General features: G+C 44.8%; 21 protein-coding genes, 1 riboswitch and 1 other annotated feature. Of the genes, 5 read left to right on the forward strand and 16 right to left on the reverse strand.

The window, feature by feature from the left end:
- Nucleotides 1-38: 38 nt before the first annotated feature.
- The 9 genes from hisIE to MSG36_RS13510 form a co-directional block, all read right to left on the reverse strand.
- Nucleotides 39-689 (reverse strand): bifunctional phosphoribosyl-AMP cyclohydrolase/phosphoribosyl-ATP diphosphatase HisIE, encoded by a 651-nt coding sequence (gene hisIE / locus MSG36_RS13470; protein WP_009848800.1) that lies wholly within the window; start codon nucleotides 687-689, stop codon nucleotides 39-41.
- Nucleotides 686-1,459: an imidazole glycerol phosphate synthase subunit HisF gene (hisF, locus tag MSG36_RS13475; protein WP_048609396.1), complete on the reverse strand. Its 774-nt coding sequence runs from the start codon at nucleotides 1,457-1,459 to the stop codon at nucleotides 686-688. The genes hisIE and hisF overlap by 4 nt, the downstream gene beginning before the upstream one ends.
- A complete protein-coding gene (gene hisA, locus MSG36_RS13480) occupies nucleotides 1,441-2,178 on the reverse strand; it encodes a 1-(5-phosphoribosyl)-5-[(5-phosphoribosylamino)methylideneamino]imidazole-4-carboxamide isomerase (RefSeq protein WP_248368300.1) in 738 nt (245 codons plus the stop codon). The genes hisF and hisA overlap by 19 nt, the downstream gene beginning before the upstream one ends.
- Before the next feature lie 43 nt (nucleotides 2,179-2,221).
- On the reverse strand, nucleotides 2,222-2,836 hold the full coding sequence (gene hisH, locus MSG36_RS13485) for an imidazole glycerol phosphate synthase subunit HisH (RefSeq protein WP_132762641.1): 615 nt from the start codon (nucleotides 2,834-2,836) through the stop codon (nucleotides 2,222-2,224).
- A gap of 9 nt (nucleotides 2,837-2,845) precedes the next feature.
- Nucleotides 2,846-3,934: a bifunctional histidinol-phosphatase/imidazoleglycerol-phosphate dehydratase HisB gene (hisB, locus tag MSG36_RS13490; RefSeq protein WP_048609394.1), complete on the reverse strand. Its 1,089-nt coding sequence runs from the start codon at nucleotides 3,932-3,934 to the stop codon at nucleotides 2,846-2,848.
- A gap of 129 nt (nucleotides 3,935-4,063) precedes the next feature.
- On the reverse strand, nucleotides 4,064-5,104 hold the full coding sequence (gene hisC, locus MSG36_RS13495) for a histidinol-phosphate transaminase (protein ID WP_048609393.1): 1,041 nt from the start codon (nucleotides 5,102-5,104) through the stop codon (nucleotides 4,064-4,066).
- A gap of 9 nt (nucleotides 5,105-5,113) precedes the next feature.
- The gene (gene hisD, locus MSG36_RS13500) at nucleotides 5,114-6,415 is read right to left on the reverse strand and encodes a histidinol dehydrogenase (protein WP_048617710.1); all 1,302 of its coding nucleotides are present in this window, start codon (nucleotides 6,413-6,415) and stop codon (nucleotides 5,114-5,116) included.
- On the reverse strand, nucleotides 6,415-7,311 hold the full coding sequence (gene hisG / locus MSG36_RS13505; protein WP_048617711.1) for an ATP phosphoribosyltransferase: 897 nt from the start codon (nucleotides 7,309-7,311) through the stop codon (nucleotides 6,415-6,417). Before hisG ends, hisD begins: the two co-directional genes overlap by 1 nt.
- Nucleotides 7,312-7,364: 53 nt before the next feature.
- Nucleotides 7,365-7,500 (reverse strand) — a sequence feature (His leader region).
- Between the two features lie 190 nt (nucleotides 7,501-7,690).
- Nucleotides 7,691-9,283: a Na+/H+ antiporter NhaC family protein gene (locus MSG36_RS13510; protein WP_048609390.1), complete on the reverse strand. Its 1,593-nt coding sequence runs from the start codon at nucleotides 9,281-9,283 to the stop codon at nucleotides 7,691-7,693.
- Between the two features lie 112 nt (nucleotides 9,284-9,395).
- A riboswitch (Lysine riboswitch) is annotated at nucleotides 9,396-9,573 on the reverse strand.
- Nucleotides 9,574-9,937: 364 nt separating this feature from the next.
- Between MSG36_RS13510 and MSG36_RS13515 the strand changes: the two genes are divergently transcribed.
- A complete protein-coding gene (locus MSG36_RS13515; RefSeq protein WP_102433210.1) occupies nucleotides 9,938-10,348 on the forward strand; it encodes an H-NS family nucleoid-associated regulatory protein in 411 nt (136 codons plus the stop codon).
- A 194-nt stretch (nucleotides 10,349-10,542) separates the two neighbouring features.
- Here the strand turns inward: MSG36_RS13515 and MSG36_RS13520 are convergent, their stop codons facing one another.
- Together MSG36_RS13520 and MSG36_RS13525 are read right to left on the reverse strand one after the other, a co-directional pair.
- The gene (locus tag MSG36_RS13520) at nucleotides 10,543-11,847 is read right to left on the reverse strand and encodes an inosine/guanosine kinase (RefSeq protein ID WP_017060261.1); all 1,305 of its coding nucleotides are present in this window, start codon (nucleotides 11,845-11,847) and stop codon (nucleotides 10,543-10,545) included.
- Between the two features lie 102 nt (nucleotides 11,848-11,949).
- On the reverse strand, nucleotides 11,950-12,219 hold the full coding sequence (locus MSG36_RS13525) for a hypothetical protein (RefSeq protein WP_010439986.1): 270 nt from the start codon (nucleotides 12,217-12,219) through the stop codon (nucleotides 11,950-11,952).
- Nucleotides 12,220-12,423: 204 nt separating this feature from the next.
- Here MSG36_RS13525 and mnmA point away from each other — a divergent pair, with 204 nt between their 5' ends.
- The 3 genes from mnmA to purB all read left to right on the forward strand — a co-directional run bounded on the left by mnmA (nucleotide 12,424) and on the right by purB (nucleotide 15,739).
- A complete protein-coding gene (mnmA, locus tag MSG36_RS13530; protein WP_248368302.1) occupies nucleotides 12,424-13,560 on the forward strand; it encodes a tRNA 2-thiouridine(34) synthase MnmA in 1,137 nt (378 codons plus the stop codon).
- A 47-nt stretch (nucleotides 13,561-13,607) separates the two neighbouring features.
- The gene (gene hflD / locus MSG36_RS13535) at nucleotides 13,608-14,225 is read left to right on the forward strand and encodes a high frequency lysogenization protein HflD (RefSeq protein ID WP_019822494.1); all 618 of its coding nucleotides are present in this window, start codon (nucleotides 13,608-13,610) and stop codon (nucleotides 14,223-14,225) included.
- Between the two features lie 143 nt (nucleotides 14,226-14,368).
- On the forward strand, nucleotides 14,369-15,739 hold the full coding sequence (gene purB, locus MSG36_RS13540) for an adenylosuccinate lyase (RefSeq protein ID WP_248368305.1): 1,371 nt from the start codon (nucleotides 14,369-14,371) through the stop codon (nucleotides 15,737-15,739).
- Between the two features lie 261 nt (nucleotides 15,740-16,000).
- Here the strand turns inward: purB and htpX are convergent, their stop codons facing one another.
- Nucleotides 16,001-16,864 carry a protease HtpX gene (gene htpX, locus MSG36_RS13545; protein WP_048617716.1) on the reverse strand — a complete coding sequence of 288 codons (864 nt, stop codon included), beginning with the start codon at nucleotides 16,862-16,864 and terminating at the stop codon, nucleotides 16,001-16,003.
- Nucleotides 16,865-17,141: 277 nt separating this feature from the next.
- Here htpX and MSG36_RS13550 point away from each other — a divergent pair, with 277 nt between their 5' ends.
- On the forward strand, nucleotides 17,142-17,309 hold the full coding sequence (locus MSG36_RS13550; RefSeq protein WP_017078977.1) for a hypothetical protein: 168 nt from the start codon (nucleotides 17,142-17,144) through the stop codon (nucleotides 17,307-17,309).
- Nucleotides 17,310-17,423: 114 nt separating this feature from the next.
- Here the strand turns inward: MSG36_RS13550 and bioD are convergent, their stop codons facing one another.
- Genes bioD through bioB form a run of 4 tightly spaced genes read right to left on the reverse strand, consistent with a single transcriptional unit; the run spans nucleotide 17,424 to nucleotide 21,158 of the window.
- Nucleotides 17,424-18,107 (reverse strand): dethiobiotin synthase, encoded by a 684-nt coding sequence (bioD, locus tag MSG36_RS13555; RefSeq protein ID WP_048617718.1) that lies wholly within the window; start codon nucleotides 18,105-18,107, stop codon nucleotides 17,424-17,426.
- The gene (gene bioC, locus MSG36_RS13560; protein ID WP_248368307.1) at nucleotides 18,104-18,907 is read right to left on the reverse strand and encodes a malonyl-ACP O-methyltransferase BioC; all 804 of its coding nucleotides are present in this window, start codon (nucleotides 18,905-18,907) and stop codon (nucleotides 18,104-18,106) included. Before bioC ends, bioD begins: the two co-directional genes overlap by 4 nt.
- A complete protein-coding gene (gene bioF, locus MSG36_RS13565; RefSeq protein ID WP_248338163.1) occupies nucleotides 18,908-20,119 on the reverse strand; it encodes an 8-amino-7-oxononanoate synthase in 1,212 nt (403 codons plus the stop codon).
- Nucleotides 20,106-21,158, reverse strand: a complete 1,053-nt coding sequence (gene bioB / locus MSG36_RS13570; protein WP_016792500.1) for a biotin synthase BioB — start codon at nucleotides 21,156-21,158, stop codon at nucleotides 20,106-20,108. The genes bioF and bioB overlap by 14 nt, the downstream gene beginning before the upstream one ends.
- Between the last annotated feature and the right edge of the window lie 60 nt (nucleotides 21,159-21,218).

Below are 21,218 nucleotides of genomic sequence, written 5' to 3' on the forward strand. Positions count from 1 at the left end.
ATCTATCTGTTACGTAGTTCGATTAATCTAAACAGAGCTTACTTATGGCGCTCTTTTAATTTGTTCACCACATCGTTCATCGATAAGCCTTGGTCTTGTAAAAGAACCATCAAGTGATAAATCAAGTCTGCTGACTCACACACTAATTCCGCCTTATCGCCCGACGTCGCCGCAAGCGCGACTTCAACGCCTTCTTCGCCCACTTTTTGCGAAATACGCTTGGTGCCACGGGCATATAGACTGGCAGTATAAGAAGATTCAGGGTCTGCGTCCTTGCGGGCAGCCAGTAGCTGCTCAAGCTGATGAAGCCACACCATCTGAGACTCTTCTTGCTTGTCTCCATCCCAACATGTTGTTGTACCTGTGTGGCACGTTGGGCCAATGGGATTAACTTTAACCAGTAAGGTGTCGCTGTCACAGTCCAAGGCGATGTTTTGCAGTTGCAATACGTTGCCCGACGTTTCACCTTTCGTCCAAAGACGCTCTTTGGTGCGAGAGAAAAACGTCACATTGCCTGTTTCACCGGTTTTCTCAAGTGCTGCTGGGTTCATGTATCCCATCATTAACACTTGGCTCGATTGGTAATCTTGAACAATAGCTGGCACTAAGCCATCGACTTTTTCCCAGTTAATACGCTCTGACAATGCGCCTACTTCTGTTTTTGATAAGCTTGCGGTTTCAAAACTCATAGTCGCACCTCTACATCTTGTTGTTTTAAATATTGTTTAAGTTCACCAATATTGATGACTTGCTTGTGGAATACCGAAGCCGCTAGCGCTCCATCCACGTTGGTCTTCTTATAGGCTTCAGCAAAGTGCTCCATCGCGCCAGCGCCACCAGAGGCAATCAATGGCACATTACACACTTCACGCACCATGTTTAACTGATCGATGTCGTAGCCGTTACGAACGCCATCTTGGTTCATCATGTTTAACACAATCTCACCTGCGCCACGCTTCTGTACTTCCTGCACCCAATCTTTGGTTTCCCATTTGGTTGCTTTAGTACGCGCTTCATCGCCAGTGAATTGGTAAACCTGATATTTACCGGTTTCTTTATCGAAGTATGAATCGATGCCGACAACGATACACTGCACGCCAAACTTATCAGCAAGGTCAGTGATCAGTTCAGGGTTAGCCAGTGCAGGTGAGTTGATCGATACTTTATCTGCACCAAACTCAAGAATGCGCGCTGCATCTTCTGCTGATTTAATACCACCAGCCACACAGAAAGGAATATCGATCACTTCAGCTACGCGTTTTACCCAGCTCTTGTCGACAACACGGCCATCGCTTGATGCGGTGATATCGTAAAATACCAGTTCATCAGCGCCCTCTTCTGCATAGCGTTGTGCTAGCGGAACGATGTCACCAATAATTTCGTGGTTGCGGAACTGAACGCCCTTAACAACCTGTCCATCACGGACATCCAAACAAGGGATTATTCGCTTTGCCAACATGCAAATGCCTCCTCTGCGGTAAACTTACCATCAAGTAGCGCGCGCCCCACAATCACTCCAGCAACACCGCTGCCTTTAAGCGCTTCGATATCAGCTAGGCTGCCAATGCCGCCCGATGATTGGAACTGAACTTGTGGGTACTGCTTACAAAGATCAACGTAAAGCTCTACGTTTGATCCTTCTAGCGTGCCATCACGTGAAATATCAGTACACAGAACGTGTTTAAGGCCAACCGTGAGGTAGTCTTCAATTAGCGCTTCAATGGTCACGCCTGAATCTTCTTGCCAACCTGAAATCGCCACTTTACGTGTACCACTTTCGTCAATGTTGATGTCCAGAGCCAGCACAATTTTTTCCGCGCCGTACTTCTCCATCCAACCTTTCACCAACTCAGGTTGCTTAACGGCTGTAGAACCAACCACAACGCGCTGTGCGCCAGCTTCTAGCAGATCAACGACATCTTGTTCGTTGCGCACGCCACCACCAATCTGGATATTCGCAGGCGTGCTAGCAAGGAGCTTAGCAATCAAGTCTAACTGACGAGCCGTTGTGTCTTTTGCGCCCGTTAAGTCAACAAGGTGCAGCCAGCCAGCGCCAGCTTGTTGATACAGATTAAACTGCTCTGCTGGGTCTACTTTGTATTCTGTTACTTGCCCGTAGTCTCCTTGGAATAAGCGAACTACTTGGCCTTCAATTAAATCTAACGCGGGAATAATCATTTACATTCCTTATATGGCAACATTAGCCGCTGCCTAATCCTTATTACAATTCCAAGAAGTTCTGAATCAGCTTAGAGCCTGCTTTTGAAGAGCGCTCTGGGTGGAATTGAACACCATAATAATTGCCACTTTGAACCGCCGCAGTGAACGGATTACCGTAATCGCATTGTGCGATTGTGTAGTCGCCCACTGGCATTGCGAAGCTATGAACAAAGTAGAAGTATTCGCCTTCTTCAATGTCTTTAAATAGCGGGTGATTAGGCGTTGCTGTTACTGTGTTCCAACCCATGTGTGGTAATGGTAAGTCGCCTGTTTGAAGTAAACGAACTTCACCATCACACAAACCTAGGCATTCAACTAACTCGTCAGCCTTCTGGCCTTTCTCTTGAGACAGTTTGCCTAACAGCTGCATACCCAAGCAGATACCTAGCAGAGGCTTCTCTACTTGCTTCACAAGGGTCACAAGGTCACGCTCTTGCAGGTTCTTCATTGCCTCACTTGCTGTACCTACACCGGGTAGGAATAGCTTGTCGGCAGCAAGAACCACTTCTGGTGCTTTTGAAATTTCAACTGCGTAGCCCAGGCGTTCAATCGCAAACTTCACCGATGAAACGTTGGCACAACCAGTATCAATAATAACGACTTTTTGCTCTTTCATACCGATCCCTTACAGAACGCCTTTGCTGCTTGGCAACTCGTTACCTTCAACTTTGATTGCTTGGCGAAGAGTTCGGCCAAACGCTTTGAACAGGCTCTCAATGATGTGGTGATCATTATTGCCATCAGAAGACAGGTGTAACGTACAAGCCAATGTGTCGGTTAGAGAGCGGAAGAAGTGAACCACCATCTCTGTTGAAAGATCCCCTACTTGCTCACGGCTGAATTTAGCATCGAACTTCAGGTATGGACGGCCAGAAAGGTCTAGCGCACACTGAGCCAAACACTCATCCATTGGTAGGCTGAAACCAAAACGGCCAATACCACGTTTGTCGCCAAGTGCATCTTTCAATGCTTGGCCTAAAGCCAGAGCGGTATCTTCTACTGTGTGGTGATCATCGATGTGCAGGTCGCCCTTCACAGTCAGGTTCATTTGGAAACCACCGTGTGTCGCGATTTGATCAAGCATGTGGTCGAAGAAACCCATGCCGGTATCGATCTTGTTGCCACCAGTTTCATCAAGGTTTACTGCCACCTTGATATCGGTTTCTTTAGTGGTACGAACTACTTCAGCAATACGCGCATTAACCGTCAGATCTTTAACGATTTGCGGCCAGTTAAGCGTGCCTTCAGTTTCCGCATCCGGGCCATATTGAATACCGCGAATAGCCATGTTCTCTGCCAGTTGAAGATCCGTCATTCGGTCGCCAATCACCACAGAGTGTTGGAAGTCGACTTTACCGCCTTGTAGGTACTCTTTAACCATACCCAGTTTAGGCTTGCGGCAAGAGCAGTTATCTTCGTCAAAGTGAGGGCAAATAAGCACGTCGTCAAACTTAACGCCTTGAGACTCGAAGAACTCCATCATCATATTGTGTGGTGCATCGAAATCTTCTTGTGGGTAGCTATCGGTACCTAAACCATCTTGGTTTGTGACCATCACTAAGCGGTAACCAGCATCTTGCAAAGCAAGCAGGCTAGGAATCACTAGAGGTTCGAATTTTAGCTTGTCTAAACGGTCTACTTGAAAGTCAACTGGCGGCTCAACAATTAAGGTGCCGTCACGGTCTATAAAAAGTATTTTCTGTTGTTTACTCACTTGAACTTCCTTTTAATTTTAAATCTGGTGGCCTAGCTAAAATCAAACGCTAACCCAAAATATTGGTTTCACTTGCCAGCCCAATTAATCAACTCAAACTGGCAAATGTTATTACTGGTAAGCCTTTCGTTACTGATAAAAGTTACGAATGAATCCAAGTGTCTTTTCGCACTCTTCGCGGTTACCAATACTAATACGAACACAGTCTTCAATCGGTGAATTACGCAAAATAATGCCCGTATCCCAAGCCGCTTTAAATAACTCATCGCCGTTCGGAAATTTAACCAGTAGGTAGTTACCCCAACCATCAAATACCGTCACTTGAGGCATGCCTAATAGGCCCGCTTGCAAATACGCTCGGTTAGCACTTAAATCCAGAACCTGAAACTTAGCTCGCGCTAGTCCTTGCTCTGAAAGTGCTTGAACGGCAATGTCAGCAACAGGGATTGGCACAGGATAAGGAGCAATCACTTTTAACAATACATCGATAAGCTCTTTATTCGCTAGCGTAAAGCCACAACGTAAGCCCGCCAAAGCAAAGGCCTTCGATAAGGTGCGCAGAATCGCTAGGTTTGGATATTGCTCAAGCAAATCAACGGTTGACGCTTCTGGACAGAAATCGATATACGCTTCATCCATCACCACAATCGCTTTGTCTTGTGTCATTTCAAGCAACTTGATGATGTCTTTGCGATCAACCAAATTACCAGTTGGGTTATTTGGGCTACAAACAAACACCACTTTTACGTTGTCGAGCTGAGCTTCGATAGCTGGAAGATCCAATTGCCATTCAGATGTCAGAGGCACAACCTTACGCTCAACACCAATCGTCTCTGCACTGATTGCGTACATACCGTAAGTGGGTGGGCAGTAAAGAATAGCGTCTTCGTTCGGCTCACAGAAAGCACGAATCAGTAATTCAATGCCTTCGTCAGCACCACGTGTTGTCAGAGTTTGCTCTGATTTCACGCCTGCGTATTGAGCGTAAGCGTCAATCAGTTCTTTTGGCTGACACTCGCTGTAACGGTTAAGACGAGACAAGTTCAGATTGTACTCGTTATCAAACGGAGATTCGTTGGCGTTCAACCATACATCTCCGCTGCCACCAATGCGTCTTGCAGACAAGTAAGGTGTCAGAGCCTGAACTTGTTTTCTTGCTAACTTTTCCATGCCCTACCCTTATTTCGCTTTATTTAACTTTTCAACTCGGATGGTCACAGCGCGTTTGTGTGCATCCAAGCCTTCGGCTTCCGCCATTGTTACTACTGTTGGCGCTAGGCCTTTCAAGCCGTCAGCTGTTAGCTCTTGCACCGTCATTCGCTTAGAGAAATCAGCCAAACCTAGGCTTGAATACGTCTTGGTATAACCGTAAGTCGGAAGAACGTGGTTTGTACCTGATGCGTAGTCACCTGCAGATTCTGGAGACCAGTCACCAAGGAAAATTGAGCCGGCATTGTCTAACAATGGCAGCAATTCACGTGGGTTCTTGGTTTGAACAATTAAGTGCTCAGGACCGTAGAAGTTCGAAATCGCAATAGCTTGAGTGAGCGATTCAGCAATGATGATTAAGCTTGAAGCCAATGCTTGCTGAGCGATGTTCGCACGAGACAGTTCTTTCAGTTGCTTCTGAACCGCTTCTGTTACTTGGTCTGCAACCACTGGAGATGGTGTTACTAGGACAACCTGAGAATCAGGTCCGTGCTCCGCTTGGCTCAACAAATCCGCTGCAATAAAGTCTGCATCGGCAGTTTCATCGGCAATCACTAACACTTCAGACGGGCCCGCAGGCATATCAATCGCCGCGCCGCGGAAGTCATTGCTCACTTGACGCTTAGCTTCCGTTACGTACGCGTTACCTGGGCCAAAGATCTTATCGACCTTAGCCACACTCTCGGTACCGTAAGCCATCGCAGCCACCGCTTGACCACCACCAACGTTGTAAACCTCATCGATCTTACAAAGCTTAGCGACATACAAGATTTCATCAGCGATTGGCGGAGGCGAACAAAGCACAACCTTACGACAACCTGCGATTTGAGCGGGAACACCTAACATAAGAACCGTTGACGGAAGTGGCGCACTGCCACCTGGAATATAAAGGCCAACAGTATTAATAGCGCGCGTCACTTGCTCACACACAACACCAGGCTGTGTCTCAACCTTAATTGGCTGTGGCTTTTGAGCTTCGTGAAACTTCGCAATGTTGCTATAAGCTTGCTCTAACGCTTGCTTCATCTCTGGTGTTAGACGAGCACACGCCTCTTCAATCTCACCTGAACTGACTCGGATAGATTCTGGAGTCACACCATCAAACTTTGCAGTCAGCTCTCTAAGCGCGGCATCGCCTTCATTTCGTACTTTTGCAATAACATCAGAAACAGTCGCTGTGATGTTTGCACCTTCAGTAATAGCTGGACGCTCTAATACCGAGTCTTGCTGTGATTCACTTAAAGATTGCCAAACAACGGTTCTCATCGTCACTACCCCATCATTTTTTCGATTGGTAATACTAGAATCGAGCTTGCACCCAACTCTTTCAGCTGTTCCATTGTTTCCCAGAACAAGTTCTCTGTACTTACTAGGTGAACGGCAACTTTGTCTTTATCTGTTGATAGTGGAAGAACAGTAGGATCTTCAGCACCAGGCAATAGTGCTTTGATTTGCTCTAGTTGAGATGTTGGCGCGTGAAGCATGATGTACTTCGACTCTTTCGCTTGTTGAACACCCTGCATACGAGTCAGTAGTTTTTCAATCAATGCAGTTTTGTCTGCGTCGAACTCACCAACACGTTGAATCAGTGTTGCTTTAGATTGGAAGATAGCTTCTGCTTCTTTTAGGCCATTTGCTTCTAGCGTTGCGCCTGTAGAAACTAAATCTGCGATAGCGTCTGCTAGTCCTGCGCGAGGAGCAACTTCAACCGAGCCTGTTAGCATACAAGTGCTAAATTCAACACCCTGCTCATCCATGTAGGCTTTCAGTAGTTGTGGGTAAGTTGTCGCAATACGTTTGCCCGCAAGATCTTGTGGGCCGTTGTAGACTTCATCTTTGTTGATTGCGATAGAAAGGCGGCAACCACCGAAATCTAAACGACGTAGTGTGCGAAACTCTGATGGCTCTTTTAGAGCAACACGGTCTAGGCGAACTTCTTCCAGTTCATTTTCACCGATGAAACCAAGGTCAACCACACCATCCATGATAAGACCTGGGATGTCATCATCACGAACTAATAACAAGTCGATTGGCATATTTAGTGAATGAACAACTAGGCGCTCACCCATGATGTTAAATTTAACACCACATTTTTTAAGTAGGTCTTGGCACTCTTTACTTAAGCGACCTTTCTTTTGAATTGCGATTCTTAGGCGTTGTGTCTGCATTGCTGTATCCCTGTGCAAATATTTGAATTTATTGATTATTTAAAAGCGCTAAAACTAAAAAACCCTCGGAAGACTTTGTCATCCCGAGGGTTTAAATCTAAATTCTTTGACTTAACCTCCGGGAGAATTCTTGCTCCCGGGTATACGTAAATCTCCCCGAAAGACTAGATAGGGTGATGATGGTGATGAATGTTCATTACTAATTTACGCATACTTATAAGCTCTTCAGTTGTTTGCTTTCTTATCTCCACACTAACTAAGCTGAGATCCTTTTTCAACCATTTATTCGAACTTTTTTCACGAAACTTAAAATTAAATTAACAAGCACAAAAAAGGGAGGCCAATGCCTCCCTGATAGTTTACTGATTAGCTTTCAGTTTTAGCTTTTGCACGTCGCCATTTTGCAGCGAGAGAAGTAAGCCAATGCAAAACATACAGCCACAAACGTTAGAGACGCTGCGCCAAATGCGATGCCAATTGAAGATGTCATACCTAGGGTAATGAAACCAATGCACGATACGAACGCCACAGACAGCGCGTATGGAAGCTGAGTCGATACGTGGTCAATGTGGTTACAACGAGCACCTGTAGAAGACAGAATTGTTGTGTCTGAGATTGGAGAACAGTGGTCACCAAATACAGCACCTGCTAGAACCGCACTTAGCATCGGCAGAATTAGCGCGATGTCAGATGCCGCAGCCATGTCACCTGCGATAGGTAGCATGATACCGAACGTACCCCAAGATGTACCTGTCGAGAAAGCCATAATGCCAGCTAGAAGGAACAAGATAACTGGTAGCCAGTGGTAATCAATGCTGCCCGTTACTAGAGACGATAGGTAAGAACCTGTTTTCATGTCGCCGATTACAGAACCGATAGTCCAAGCGAACACAAGAATTAGGATAGCGCCAAACATAGAGCTTGCACCGATCCACATCGTTCTTGCGATGTCTGCCATAGACAGCTTCTGTTTGAATACAGTTGCTAGAGCTACGATTAAGCCGATAACGCCACCGTAAACAAGTGACTTGCCTACATCCGTGTTTTCAAACGCACCTAGAAGATTAAATGCTTGACCATCAGCAGTAAGCGCTTGGCCACCGGTGTAAAGCATCGCGGCAACCGTTGCTACGATTAGCGATACGATTGGCATAACCAGATCAGACACTGAACCGTTTTCGCTCTCTTCGATGTCTAGCTCTTCGTTTAGATCGTGCGCTTGCTTCTGGTCGTTATCGCCTTCAAAGCCACGGCCTTGAGATGCTTCGATCTCATGCTCACGCATCTTACCAACGTCTAGACCGAACCATGCCACTGCAAACACCATTAATAGTGCGAATACAGCGTAGAAGTTCATTGGGATAAGACGAACGTATGCACCCAGTGCAGAATACTCTGTCACACCGTGTGTCACTAAGATGCCACCAATGATAGTGATGATGTAAGCACCCCAGCTAGAAGCAGGCATGATCACACACATAGGAGCAGCCGTTGAATCTAGGATATAAGCTAGCTTAGCGCGAGACACATAGAAGCGGTCTGTTACAGGACGAGAGATAGCACCAACCGCTAGGCTGTTAAAGTAGTCATCAACAAAGATGAATACACCTAAAAAAGCAGCAAGTAGTTTTGAACCACGTTTGCTCTTAACGCGAGACTGTGCCCACTCCGCGAATGCGCGAGTACCGCCAGACAGTGTTAATAATGCCGTTGTCATTCCAAGAATAATTAGGAATGCAATGATGCTCATGTTCCAAGTGTTGATGCCGCCATCTTCGATGAAAACACCAGATGCTTTGGTAAACACGTAACTAGCTGCGTTACCTACTGAGTAGTCAGCAAGTAGAATCGCACCCATGATGATACCGACACCCAAAGAAACCAATACACGGCGGGTAACAATAGCAAGGCTCAAAGCCACAAGGGGCGGAAGCAAAGATAAAGGTGATGTTGCAAAATCTATTAAATTCATGATCTTCAAAAACCAGTTTTTTATTTGGCTAGAGATCTACTGCAGATAAACTTGATACGGCTGACCAAGCTCATGTTGAACTAAGCGAAAGGGAAGTGAACACTTCACCCAACCCTACAGTAGCGCTCCATAGTTTAAAATTAAGACTATGGCAGTGTTGTACCTATTGAGCACAACCCCAGCAAATTGCTTAGATATACAATTTACTTCGGCAATTACACCTTTCATTCCCGTTCATTGGCATCACCCCAACGGAAGTTACTTTTTATAATTGCACCTCTACGTGCGATAACATTATTAACCGTGCAAACCAGAGTTTAACAACAAATTAACCAATACCTCGCATCAGGTAGCCGCAATTGTACTCATCAAGAGCAACAATGCAACATATCATTCCGAGAAAAATAGCTTTTTGCTAATGAACTAATCAATAAGAGAATAGTCTACATAAGTTAACTACTCCACCAGTCACATATCAGTTTTTAAGATAATCTTAATAATTATTATAAATTCGATAGAAATACGGCTCTGAATTTTCAACTATTCATCTCACTTTTATATTTAAATATGTAATAGAAGAAATACTATTTGTTTTATTCCTAGGCTCTGTTTATTATTAGGAGGATTATTTAGTTTACCTTGATGGAAAATATCATGTCTGAATTAACAAAAACTCTATTAAATATCCGCAGCCTTCGTGCGTTCTCACGTGAATTAACTCTTGAGCAACTTGAAGAAGCGCTAGACAAGCTGACTATTGTTGTACAAGAGCGTCAAGAGTCTGAAGCTGAAGAGCGTGCTGCTAAAGCAGAGCAAGAAGCTAAGCTTTCTGCTATTGCTGAACAAATTGCAAAAGACGGAATTGATGTTGCAGATCTAATTGCAGCACTTTCTGGTGAAGCAAAATCGAAAACAACTAAAGCTAAACGCGCTCCTCGCCCTGCGAAATACAAATATGTAGACGGAAATGGCGATGAGAAGACTTGGACAGGTCAAGGTCGTACGCCTTCAGCTATCCAAGAACAGCTAGATGCTGGTAAATCTCTAGAAGAGTTTGCTATCTAAACATTTAGTTTACTTAGTGAGTAATCAATTACACGCTAAGCAATAGAATTAATATTTAAGTCGACCGAAGTATTATTTACGACTTCAATATATTCAGAAACAAAAAAGGCTCCTTTCGGAGCCTTTTTTATATTTGTACTATCAGTATTAGAAACCAACTGATACTGATAGTACTACTGATTAAAGAAGGTAACTTATCTTTCCCAGTACGCTTCTTCTAGGCTATCTTCTCTTTCAGGAAGGCCACGAGATAAACGTGGAGAGTGTTGAACCAACACTTCATAGCTAGCACGGTTAGAATATTTACAAACTTGTGAGAACGAAGAGTACGTCAAGAATGAATGTTGGTGCTTACTTGAGTTTGGCACGTTTTCTTTGTGGTACTTATTCGCAGCCATATCATGTAATAAAGCTGATAACGCAGCATCACCTGCACCATTGGTATTTTTGATCTTTTCTGGACCACCCATGTATGGCGCAATGTGCGAATACACTTTGGTTGGGTTTTCACATAAATCTTTATGCGCAGGACGGCTAAATTCAAAACGGTTGAATTCAGCAATTGAACCTGGAAGTAAAGGCAATGATGTTTCTCGTTTCGCTGCGTCTTCCGTGTAACCCGCCATAAATAGGCCAACAGGGCCTGCAGTACATAATACTAGGTCTACCCAGTCTAGCGCTTTATCAGAGGCCGCTAACGGATCGCTTTCGCCAGTTAAGGCTTCGGCTTCATCTTCATTCATTGCAACAACAGTTACGTGTTGCTCAAGGAAATCTTTCCAGAATTCTGGATCATCTTGAATAACAAATTTAGTACCAAGGGTTAAAACAACAGGTACATCGTATTTCTTCGCGTATTCGATCGCTTTCATTGTTGCTTCAGGCATAGGGTCACCTGGCTTACAACGAACTAAATAAGCCGTTAAAACTAAAGCAGAAGCACTTTTGAAGATCTTTTCAGGAATGCTTTCTGGTTTTAATTGGTTCATTTGTCCTTCGCTAATTGCGAAAGTACGTTCACCGTCTTCTGTAATTAATGCAAAGCAGCGACCAATTGCGCCATCTACCCCTTGTAAATGGTTCAGATCCATTCTGCTTGATGTATTACATAAATAGCGGTAACCGTAGCTACCAATCTTAATATCTTGGCTCATTACACCCAGTAGAGTAGAACGGTCATCCGCTAGCACTGAATAGTTGTGTAATGTGTTACCAATTGTGCCACCAGCGTATTCATTGGTAATCAGGCACTGTTCTTTTAATTCTTGATATAAAGATTCAGCGGCTGCGTCACCAATAACCAGTGAATGTCCCTTGCTCAAACCATACTTCTCAATAAGTTCAGAACTCACCTTTGCTTCAATATCCACCAATGTTTGGTCAATACCGATAATATGAGTGCGTGACATTCTTTTACTGCTTTGAGCTTGGCTCACTAGAGGATCACGAGCGTGAACCGGAAAGTAGTGCTTTGATTTACGTTGTCCAGGGAATTTCATAGGGCTAGTCTAAGTCAAGGGGAAATAGGTGGCGGATTCTACCGCGCTATATTTAACGCGGCAATCTTTCAAACTATAGCAAACGTTTGCTGAAGGTTTTTTTTATTCGCCTTCCATAAAGCTCAGATCAGGCAGCATACCCAAATGCTCTGCGTAACGTTTTTGGTTAAACTCCGCGCCGTTTTTCATAACGTCAAAGACTTCAATGGCCAGTGCACATGCCATAGCCGCAATTGCCTCTTCACGAGGAGTACCAGTCATCATTAAACGCATCAGCGTCTCTTTAACTTTTACAGGTTCGCCATCTTCAAGCTGGTTTTCGATAATCTCAATCAGCTCTTCTTCTTGCATAAATTCATTTTGTTCAGACATTTTTTTATCTCCGGTCTTGGATTTCGAGCGACTATGCCACATATACTTCTGACATCCTAGCGACTCACCTCGCTCTCATGCGATTCTCTAACAAAGTCAGCGCACTATTTGTGCAAATGAAACTGTGATTCCGGTCTCGGATCTGTCACGGCGTTTCTCTTTCTGTTAGAATCTGCGACCAAGTAATAGTAACGGTGTTTAGACATGTCAGATATCAGCTCTGGAAACAGCGAAAAGAAAGTAATTGTCGGTATGTCCGGCGGTGTAGATTCGTCAGTATCGGCGTATCTTCTTCAGCAACAAGGCTATCAGGTAGAAGGCCTTTTCATGAAAAACTGGGAAGAAGACGATAACGAAGAATACTGCACGGCAGCTGAAGATCTTGCTGATGCTCAAGCGGTATGTGACAAACTAGGTATCCACCTTCACACTATCAACTTTGCTGCAGAATACTGGGACAACGTATTCGAATACTTCCTTGAAGAGTACAAGGCAGGTCGTACACCTAACCCAGATATTCTTTGTAACAAAGAAATCAAATTCAAAGCATTCTTAGAGTTTGCGGATGAAGTGCTAGACGCAGACTACATTGCGATGGGGCACTACGTTCGTCGTACTTTCCCAACTCAAGAAGAGCTTGATGCTAGCGTAAAACCAAAAATGCTACGCGGTCTAGACAGCAACAAAGACCAAAGCTATTTCCTATACACGCTAAGCTCAGATCAAGTGGCACGCAGCCTATTCCCTGTCGGTGAATTAGAGAAGCCAGAAGTGCGACGCATTGCTGAAGAGCAAGACTTGATCACAGCGAAGAAGAAAGATTCAACAGGCATCTGCTTTATCGGTGAGCGCAAGTTCACTGAGTTCCTAGGCAAATACCTACCAGCACAACCGGGTAACATCGAAACTCCTGAAGGCCAAGTGATTGGTCAACACCAAGGTTTGATGTACCACACACTAGGTCAGCGTAAAGGCCTTCATATTGGCGGCACTAAAGGTGGCGGCGGTAACGAAGAACCATGGTTTGTTGGTGAAAAAGATCTGAAGCGTAATGTTCTGATCGCAGTACAAGGTAAAGATCACCCTCTTCTAAAATCAGAAGGTTTGATCGCTTCTCAGCTTCACTGGGTAAATCGCACACCAATTACTGAAGTTATGACATGCACGGTAAAAACACGTTACCGTCAAACCGATATTCCTTGTACAATCATCCCAATTGATGATGAGAACATTAAGGTTATTTTTGATGAGCCACAGATTGCTGTGACCCCTGGTCAATCGGCAGTGTTCTACCTAGACGACGTTTGTCTTGGTGGCGGTATCATCGAAAAGCGCATCTAATTAAATCGACGAACAACAAACGATAGAAGACAACTAGGAGTTACTACGTGGCTAATACACTTTATGACCGTACTATTGCTTTTGCCGGAATTTGCCAAGCTGTGGCTTTGGTTCAACAAGTAGCGAAAGACGGCCATTGTGATAAAGATGCCTTCGAAGCTTCACTCAATGCTATTTTGAATACCAACCCGGCGAACACCGTGGGCGTATTTGGACGTGAAGCGAACCTAAAACTTGGCCTTGAGTGCTTAGTAAAAGGTATCGATAGTACTCCAGCTGGTAGCGATATTACGCGCTACATCATCAGCTTGATGGCTCTTGAGCGTAAACTATCTTCTCGTAACGACTCTATGTCTCAGCTTGGCGATCGCATTCAAACTGCAGAACGCCAAACTGAACATTTTGATCTGTTTGACGAGCAAATGATCAGCAACCTAGCGAGCATCTATCTCGATGTTGTGAGCCCTATTGGCCCACGTATTCAGGTATCTGGCACACCAGCGGTACTTCAACAGACATCGAGCCAGCACAAAGTTCGTGCACTCCTTCTGTCAGGAATTCGAAGCGCAGTTCTTTGGCGCCAGGTTGGTGGTAAACGCCGCCATCTTATCTTCGGTCGCAAGAAGATGATCGAGCAGGCTCAAATCCTACTAGCTCGAATGTAATTTATTAGCTCGCGCCTCGTCGCGAGCTTGTTTTTTGTATCAACACAACTCTCACGCAAACGATTGCGCAATGTGCGTGACAATTGAGATTGTTACTGGTATAAACCTCTCAAAATTTAGAAAACTCAATTCAGGAGAACACCATGGAACTGTCAGCATTGACTGCTGTTTCACCAGTAGACGGCCGTTACGGAAGTAAGACTATTGCATTACGCAGCATCTTTAGTGAGTTTGGACTACTAAAGTACCGCTCTATCGTTGAAATTCGTTGGTTACAAAAGCTTGCAGCAACTGATGCAATCAAAGAAGTACCAGCGTTCAGTGCAGAAGCTAACCAGTTTCTTGATGAACTAGCCGCTAACTTCAGCGAAGAAGACGCTCTGCGTATCAAAGAGATTGAGCGCACGACAAACCACGACGTTAAAGCGGTTGAATACTTCTTGAAAGAGAAAGTTGCTGGCGTTCCTGAGCTTCACGCAGTTAACGAATTCATTCACTTTGCATGTACTTCTGAAGACATCAACAACACATCTCACGCGCTTATGCTTAAAGAAGCTCGTGACACAGTGATTCTTCCAGAAATTCGCAACGTAATCGATGCTATCAAAGCACTTGCGAACGAGTACCGTGATATTCCTCTTCTTTCTCGTACACACGGCCAGCCAGCTTCTCCTTCTACTATGGGTAAAGAGATGGCTAACGTTGCGTACCGTATGGAACGTCAATTCAAGCAAATCGAAAGCGTTGAGATCCTAGCGAAAATCAACGGTGCTGTAGGTAACTACAACGCTCACCTTTCTGCATACCCTGAAGTTGAATGGCACCAATTCAGCGAAGAGTTCATCACTAAATCTCTTGGCGTAACTTGGAACCCGTACACAACTCAAATCGAACCTCACGATTACATCGCTGAGCTATTCGACGCTGTTGCTCGTTTCAACACGATCCTTCTAGACTTCGACCGTGACGTTTGGGGCTACATCGCTCTTGGTCACTTCAAGCAGAAGACTATTGCTGGCGAAATCGGTTCTTCTACAATGCCGCATAAAGTTAACCCAATTGACTTCGAAAACTCTGAAGGCAACCTTGGTCTAGCTAACGCAGTATTTAGCCACCTTGCACAAAAACTTCCAGTTTCTCGCTGGCAACGTGACCTAACTGACTCTACGGTTCTTCGTAACCTAGGTGTTGGTGTTGGCTACGCAATCATTGCATACACTTCAACTCTGAAAGGTATTAGCAAGCTAGAAGTTAACCGTGAAGCGCTACTTGCTGAACTAGACAAGAACTGGGAAGTACTGGCTGAACCAGTACAAACAGTAATGCGTCGTTACGGTATCGAGAAGCCATACGAGAAGCTAAAAGAGCTAACTCGTGGTAAGCGTGTTGATGGCGAAGGCATGCGTGCATTCATCGACGGTCTTGAAATCCCTGCAGACGAGAAAGTTCGCCTTAAAGAGATGACACCAGCGAACTACATCGGTCAAGCAATCGAGCTGACTGACAAGCTGTAAGATTCGAACAAACGAATAAACAAAGGCTTCCCATGTGGAAGCCTTTTTGTTGCGTAGAACAAATGTTTCGAACAGTAGCCCCTAAGTAAAACAACCGTCGTCAATCTAACCTGACTTCTCCAATTAGCCTACCGCATTCAAATACTGCAAACCGCATTAGACAAACACCCGTTCCTTTTCTTAAGCAGCAAGTACAAAAAAGGCTCCCCGAAGGAAGCCTTTAGAATACATATTACCGCTTAACGAAAGCAGCTTTAGATATTACATGTTACGTAGAGAAGCAATACGCTTATCTAGCGGCGGGTGGCTCATTAGAAGCTCAGTTAGAGACTTCTTACCGTTGATACCAAACGCCATCATAGAACCTTCTAGTTGTGGCTCATGGCTCACTTTTAGACGCTCTAGCGCTGCAATCATCTTCTCTTTACCTACCAAGTGGGCTGCACCTGCATCAGCATGGAACTCACGATGACGGCTGTACCACATCGTAATGAAGCTCGCTAGGAAACCAAATACCAGTTCCAGCACCATAGACACACCGAAGTACACCATCATGTTGCTGCCACCCTCTTCTTCATTGTCATTCGACGCAACAATGTTGGCGATGAAACGAGACAGGAAGATAACAAACGTGTTCACAACACCTTGCATTAGGGTCATGGTCACCATGTCACCATTCGCGATGTGGCTAACTTCGTGAGCTAATACCGCTTCAGCTTCGTCACGCGTCATACTGTGCAGAAGACCCGTTGATACTGCGACCAATGAATCATCACGCTTAGCGCCCGTTGCAAATGCGTTGATGTCTGGCGAATCGTAGATCGCCACTGTTGGCATACCAATACCAACTTGTTGAGATTGACGGCTTACCGTCTCCATCAACCAATGTTCTGTTTCGTTACGTGGGCTCTCAATAACCATGCCGCCTACAGAGCGTAGCGCCATTTTTTTCGACATCATTAATGAAATGAATGAGCCGCCAAAACCAAATACCGCAGCCATCACCAATAAGCCTGAGAGGCTACCGGGTTGCATACCTGTAACTGCGTATACAATATTAAGAACAACACTTAGTACCAATACAACCGCTAGGTTGGTTGCAAGGAACAACATTACTCGCTTCATTACTTATCTCCGCATGAAAGCTGTTTTTATAAAACTTATTGTTATAGACAAGGCAGACAGCAATAGATTCCAACCTTGAAGATTTATACTTACTTATACATATAGTCTTAGATTAAGAAAACAAGGTTAAGCATTAAATTGCAACATTTGATTACGAGACCATATCCGAATTAAACCTAGTCTATTAGACCTAAGTCGTATGGTGTCGATATAACAATCCGTTTACAGTGACTTCAGATGATTTATTGGCTAGTCCATGTACATAAAGGGAAGGATCATGGTTGAAGGTACTAACACTCAAATGGCTATCGATTTACTGTGCTGTCACCTAGGGATTACTGAAGAAGAAGCGAAAAAGCAGATTGGAATCCTAACACCGCAAACGGCACAGACAAAAATCACAGAAACTCAGCAAGCTTTAATGGGACTGACGAAAGAACATTAATTCTAAGCTTGTTTATTAAAAGACCGGTTGTTTATCAACTCGAGGTCTAAAGGCTTAAAATAGCAAAAGGGCTGCAATCGCAGCCCTTTTCTTATTTAGTACATAACGTGATAATTAAAGCGCAAGCAAAGGCTGCACATCAATGTACTTACCAATGTTCTTAGACTTCGCTTTCGGTACGTAAGGGATTTCACCTAACTTTGGTGCACCTAGCTTATCTTCAAGCATCGCAATAATATCTGCGTAGTGCTCAGTACCTGGATTGATACGGTTTGCGACCCAACCTACTAGGTTTAGACCATCAGCACGAATCGCTTCTGCGGTCAGCAGAGCATGGCTCAAACAACCAAGTTTAATACCCACAGTAAGTACTACTGGCAGCTGCTCTTTCTTAACCCAGCTAGACAAATATTCATCATCTGAAACCGGCACACGCCAACCACCAGCACCTTCAACTAATACGATGTCAGAGTTTTGCTTATGCTCTTCCAGCTTTGCAGATAATACGGCTTCATCAATCACCACACCGTCATGCTTTGCAGCGATGTGAGGCGATGACGGTAACAATAGTGCATACGGGTTTACGTCTTCGTAAGCAATATCTTGCGTCGCCGCTTCTTGAAGATGCAGAGCATCACTATTACGTAAACCTTCAGGGTATTTCTCACACCCTGCAGCAACTGGCTTATAACCAATTGTCGATAAATCTTGTGCGGCCAAAGCTTGAAGAATCGCTTTTGAAACCACAGTTTTTCCCACTTCGGTATCCGTACCTGCAATAAATAATGCATCAATCATAATTGAATAACCCCTAAACAAACTTGATATGTTGCTGGCAAGAAACCTTGATGGTTTTTAAACTCTCGATATTCCCGTTCAACAAGCTGCAACATGCTGCGACTTGTTAAACCCTGTGAGCGACCACTTACGTGATTAGCGCCGATGCCTTTAAGGTCGCGCATCAGTTCAAACGCAGTGTCGTACCAAACGGTGATGGTGGGCAAGTCTAGTTGATGAACCGTACAGCTAGATTGCGCTAACGCAATTTTTACCTGATTGATTGTAATAAAATGGTTAACGTGTTGATGTGCGTCAATTTTGGACCATGACTTTTTCAACTCAAACAGTGACCCATCAAGCAAAGTTGAGAAAATAACACGCCCACCAGCCGCTGTAACACGCTTCATCTCTCTCAAAGGCGACGACAAATCGTCACACCATTGCAACGCAAGGCTAGAGAAAACGATGTCAAAACACCCATCTTCAAATGGCAATTGTTCAGCATCGGCTTGTTGATATAAAGAGACAGATGCACCACAACGCTTCTCTGCTGTTGCTAACATTCCAACAGAAAGGTCAGCGCAAACCACTTCGGCGCCTCGTTTTATAAGTTGCTCTGAGAAATAGCCAGTACCACAACCTAGATCCAGCACCTTAAAGCCTGACAGATCGCTGGGTAATTTATCCAGTAATCGGTGGCCAACATCGCGTTGAAATTCAGCGTGTTTGTCATAGGTTGTTGCTGCTTTACCAAAGGCTTCGGCAATCGCACTCTTATCTTGGCCAACGTAATTATGCACTACCGCTTCTTGTGACATTTACTGAGCCTCTTTATTTGATTCAAAGCTTGGATGGGTAGGCGATTTAATGCCTGAGCCGATGTTTCGTTCAATGGCTTGATGCAACGACCTGGTTAACTGGAGAATCTGTTTTTGGCTATGGTTAGCTGTTAACGTGATTCGTAATCGAGCAGTTCCAGCAGGAACGGTTGGCGGCCTTATTGCGGTCACCCAAACTTGGTTTTTCTTTAACTCTTCAGCGATAGATAATGCCGCCTGAGCTTCACCTATCACAAATGGCTTAATCGGAGTCTGAGTATCCACAAAGCCTTTCAAGCCGCTCATCTGCTCTGCATAGAGAGACCCTAACTCAGTCAGCTTTTCTCGGCGCCATTCTTGAGTTTGAATCATCTTACAGGCATGAGACAAAGCTACCGCTTGTGAGGGTGGCATTGCCGTAGAATAAACATGATGACGAGCAAACTGAGTTAGATAGTCACCGACTTCTGACGAACACAAAACTGCAGCGCCAGACAGGCCAAATGCTTTACCAAAAGTGACGACTAGAATATCGGGTGAGATTTGTGCCGCACTGCAACTCCCTGCCCCTTTATCACCTAACACGCCAATACCGTGGGCATCATCAACCGCCAACCAACTGTCGTATTGATTTGTCAGGCTAGAGATACGCTCGAGAGGAGCTTGGTCGCCATCCATGCTAAACACACCTTCAGTCACGACTAACGATTGCGGAGAGCGGCTCAATAGCGACTCTAAATGTTGCGTATCGTTGTGCTTAAAGCGTTTCATGGTTGCAGGACAAAGCATCCCCGCTTCCATCAAAGAGGCGTGATTAAGCTTGTCTTGCAGCAGAGAGTCGTCTTTTTCGAGCAGAGAAAACAACAAGGCTTGGTTGGCGCTGAAACCAGAACTAAAGAGAATGGCACGTTCAAAGCCCAACCATTCACAGAGTTGAGCTTCTAAATTTCGATGAGCAGGACTAAAACCCGTGACCAATGGTGATGCCGCACTGCCAGCACCATACTGAGAAAGCCCCGCTTGCCACGCCTCCACCAATTCAGGGTCGTTCGCCAAGCCTAGGTAATCATTACTCGAAAAATTGATGAAGCGAGAGCCTTCGCAATTAAGCAAAGGACCATTACTGTTTTCGAGCACCTTAAGTTGACGAGTTAGCCCCTGTTCACGGCGTTGAACAAGGGCATCTTTAATACGAGATTTAAACAGTGGCATCGTAGAACATGTCATCTTTCGTTGGACGAGCAGCAACGCGCTCCACCACTTGATCTAACAGTTCGTTTTCTTGAATTTCATCAGGTTTCTGAGCCACTTGCTGGCTGTTGATACCTAACTTCTTAAACAGCTGCATATCCGTGTCTTCATCTGGGTTTGGTGTAGTCAGTAGCTTACAACCGTAGAAGATTGAGTTCGCGCCAGCCATGAAGCACATCGCCTGCATCTGTTCATTCATATTCTCGCGACCTGCAGATAGACGAACCGCAGACATTGGCATCATGATACGAGCAATCGCAATTAACTTAATGAAGTCAAAAGATTCAACATCATCGACGTTTTCCATCGGTGTGCCTTTCACTTTTACGAGCATATTGATCGGCACACTCTCAGGGTGTACAGGAAGGTTCGCTAGCTCTACCAGCAGACCTGCACGGTCATTGGTACTTTCGCCCATACCAATAATGCCACCAGAACAGATCTTCATACCGGCATCGCGCACGTGAGATAACGTATCTAAACGATCTTGGTAAGTACGAGTGGTGATGATGCTGCCGTAAAACTCAGGAGACGTATCAAGGTTATGGTTGTAGTAATCCAAACCTGCATCCGCTAGCTCGCCGGCTTGATCTGGCGTTAACATACCTAGCGTCATACACGTTTCTAGACCCATGCCTTTCACACCTTTGATCATATCAGTCAGGTGAGGCATATCGCGTTCTTTCGGGTTTTTCCATGCCGCGCCCATACAGAAACGAGTCGAGCCTGCGTTCTTGGCTTTTTGCGCTGCATCTAAAACACGCTCTACTTCCATTAGGCGCTCTTTGTCGACATCCGTTCGGTAGTGAGCACTTTGAGGACAGTACTTACAATCTTCAGGACAAGCACCGGTCTTAATCGACAGAAGCGTACTCACCTGCACGTGGTTGTGCTCTTGGTACTGTCTATGAACCACTTGAGCTTCAAACATTAAATCCATAAACGGTTTTTCAAGCAGCGCTGTTACTTCAGCAACTGTCCAGTCATGACGAACTTCCACGTGTCGATCCTTTTTTATTATTTGATGTTTCATCTCTATCAATAGAGATTGCATTTATGC

Origin of the sequence: Vibrio sp. 1CM8B, from assembly GCF_023161685.1 — a bacterium.
In the GTDB taxonomy this organism is placed as follows: Bacteria; Pseudomonadota; Gammaproteobacteria; order Enterobacterales; family Vibrionaceae; genus Vibrio; species Vibrio coralliirubri.

Bases quoted from the DNA above. Each gene is read 5' to 3' on its own strand.
- hisIE (WP_009848800.1), bottom strand. From the start codon at position 689: ATGAGTTTTGAAACCGCAAGCTTATCAAAAACAGAAGTAGGCGCATTG.
- hisF (WP_048609396.1), bottom strand. From the start codon at position 1,459: ATGTTGGCAAAGCGAATAATCCCTTGTTTGGATGTCCGTGATGGACAG.
- hisA (WP_248368300.1), bottom strand. From the start codon at position 2,178: ATGATTATTCCCGCGTTAGATTTAATTGAAGGCCAAGTAGTTCGCTTA.
- hisH (WP_132762641.1), bottom strand. From the start codon at position 2,836: ATGAAAGAGCAAAAAGTCGTTATTATTGATACTGGTTGTGCCAACGTT.
- hisC (WP_048609393.1), bottom strand. From the start codon at position 5,104: ATGGAAAAGTTAGCAAGAAAACAAGTTCAGGCTCTGACACCTTACTTG.
- hisG (WP_048617711.1), bottom strand. From the start codon at position 7,311: ATGCAGACACAACGCCTAAGAATCGCAATTCAAAAGAAAGGTCGCTTA.
- MSG36_RS13510 (WP_048609390.1), bottom strand. From the start codon at position 9,283: ATGAATTTAATAGATTTTGCAACATCACCTTTATCTTTGCTTCCGCCC.
- MSG36_RS13515 (WP_102433210.1), top strand. From the start codon at position 9,938: ATGTCTGAATTAACAAAAACTCTATTAAATATCCGCAGCCTTCGTGCG.
- MSG36_RS13520 (WP_017060261.1), bottom strand. From the start codon at position 11,847: ATGAAATTCCCTGGACAACGTAAATCAAAGCACTACTTTCCGGTTCAC.
- MSG36_RS13525 (WP_010439986.1), bottom strand. From the start codon at position 12,219: ATGTCTGAACAAAATGAATTTATGCAAGAAGAAGAGCTGATTGAGATT.
- mnmA (WP_248368302.1), top strand. From the start codon at position 12,424: ATGTCAGATATCAGCTCTGGAAACAGCGAAAAGAAAGTAATTGTCGGT.
- purB (WP_248368305.1), top strand. From the start codon at position 14,369: ATGGAACTGTCAGCATTGACTGCTGTTTCACCAGTAGACGGCCGTTAC.
- htpX (WP_048617716.1), bottom strand. From the start codon at position 16,864: ATGAAGCGAGTAATGTTGTTCCTTGCAACCAACCTAGCGGTTGTATTG.
- MSG36_RS13550 (WP_017078977.1), top strand. From the start codon at position 17,142: ATGGTTGAAGGTACTAACACTCAAATGGCTATCGATTTACTGTGCTGT.
- bioD (WP_048617718.1), bottom strand. From the start codon at position 18,107: ATGATTGATGCATTATTTATTGCAGGTACGGATACCGAAGTGGGAAAA.
- bioC (WP_248368307.1), bottom strand. From the start codon at position 18,907: ATGTCACAAGAAGCGGTAGTGCATAATTACGTTGGCCAAGATAAGAGT.
- bioF (WP_248338163.1), bottom strand. From the start codon at position 20,119: ATGCCACTGTTTAAATCTCGTATTAAAGATGCCCTTGTTCAACGCCGT.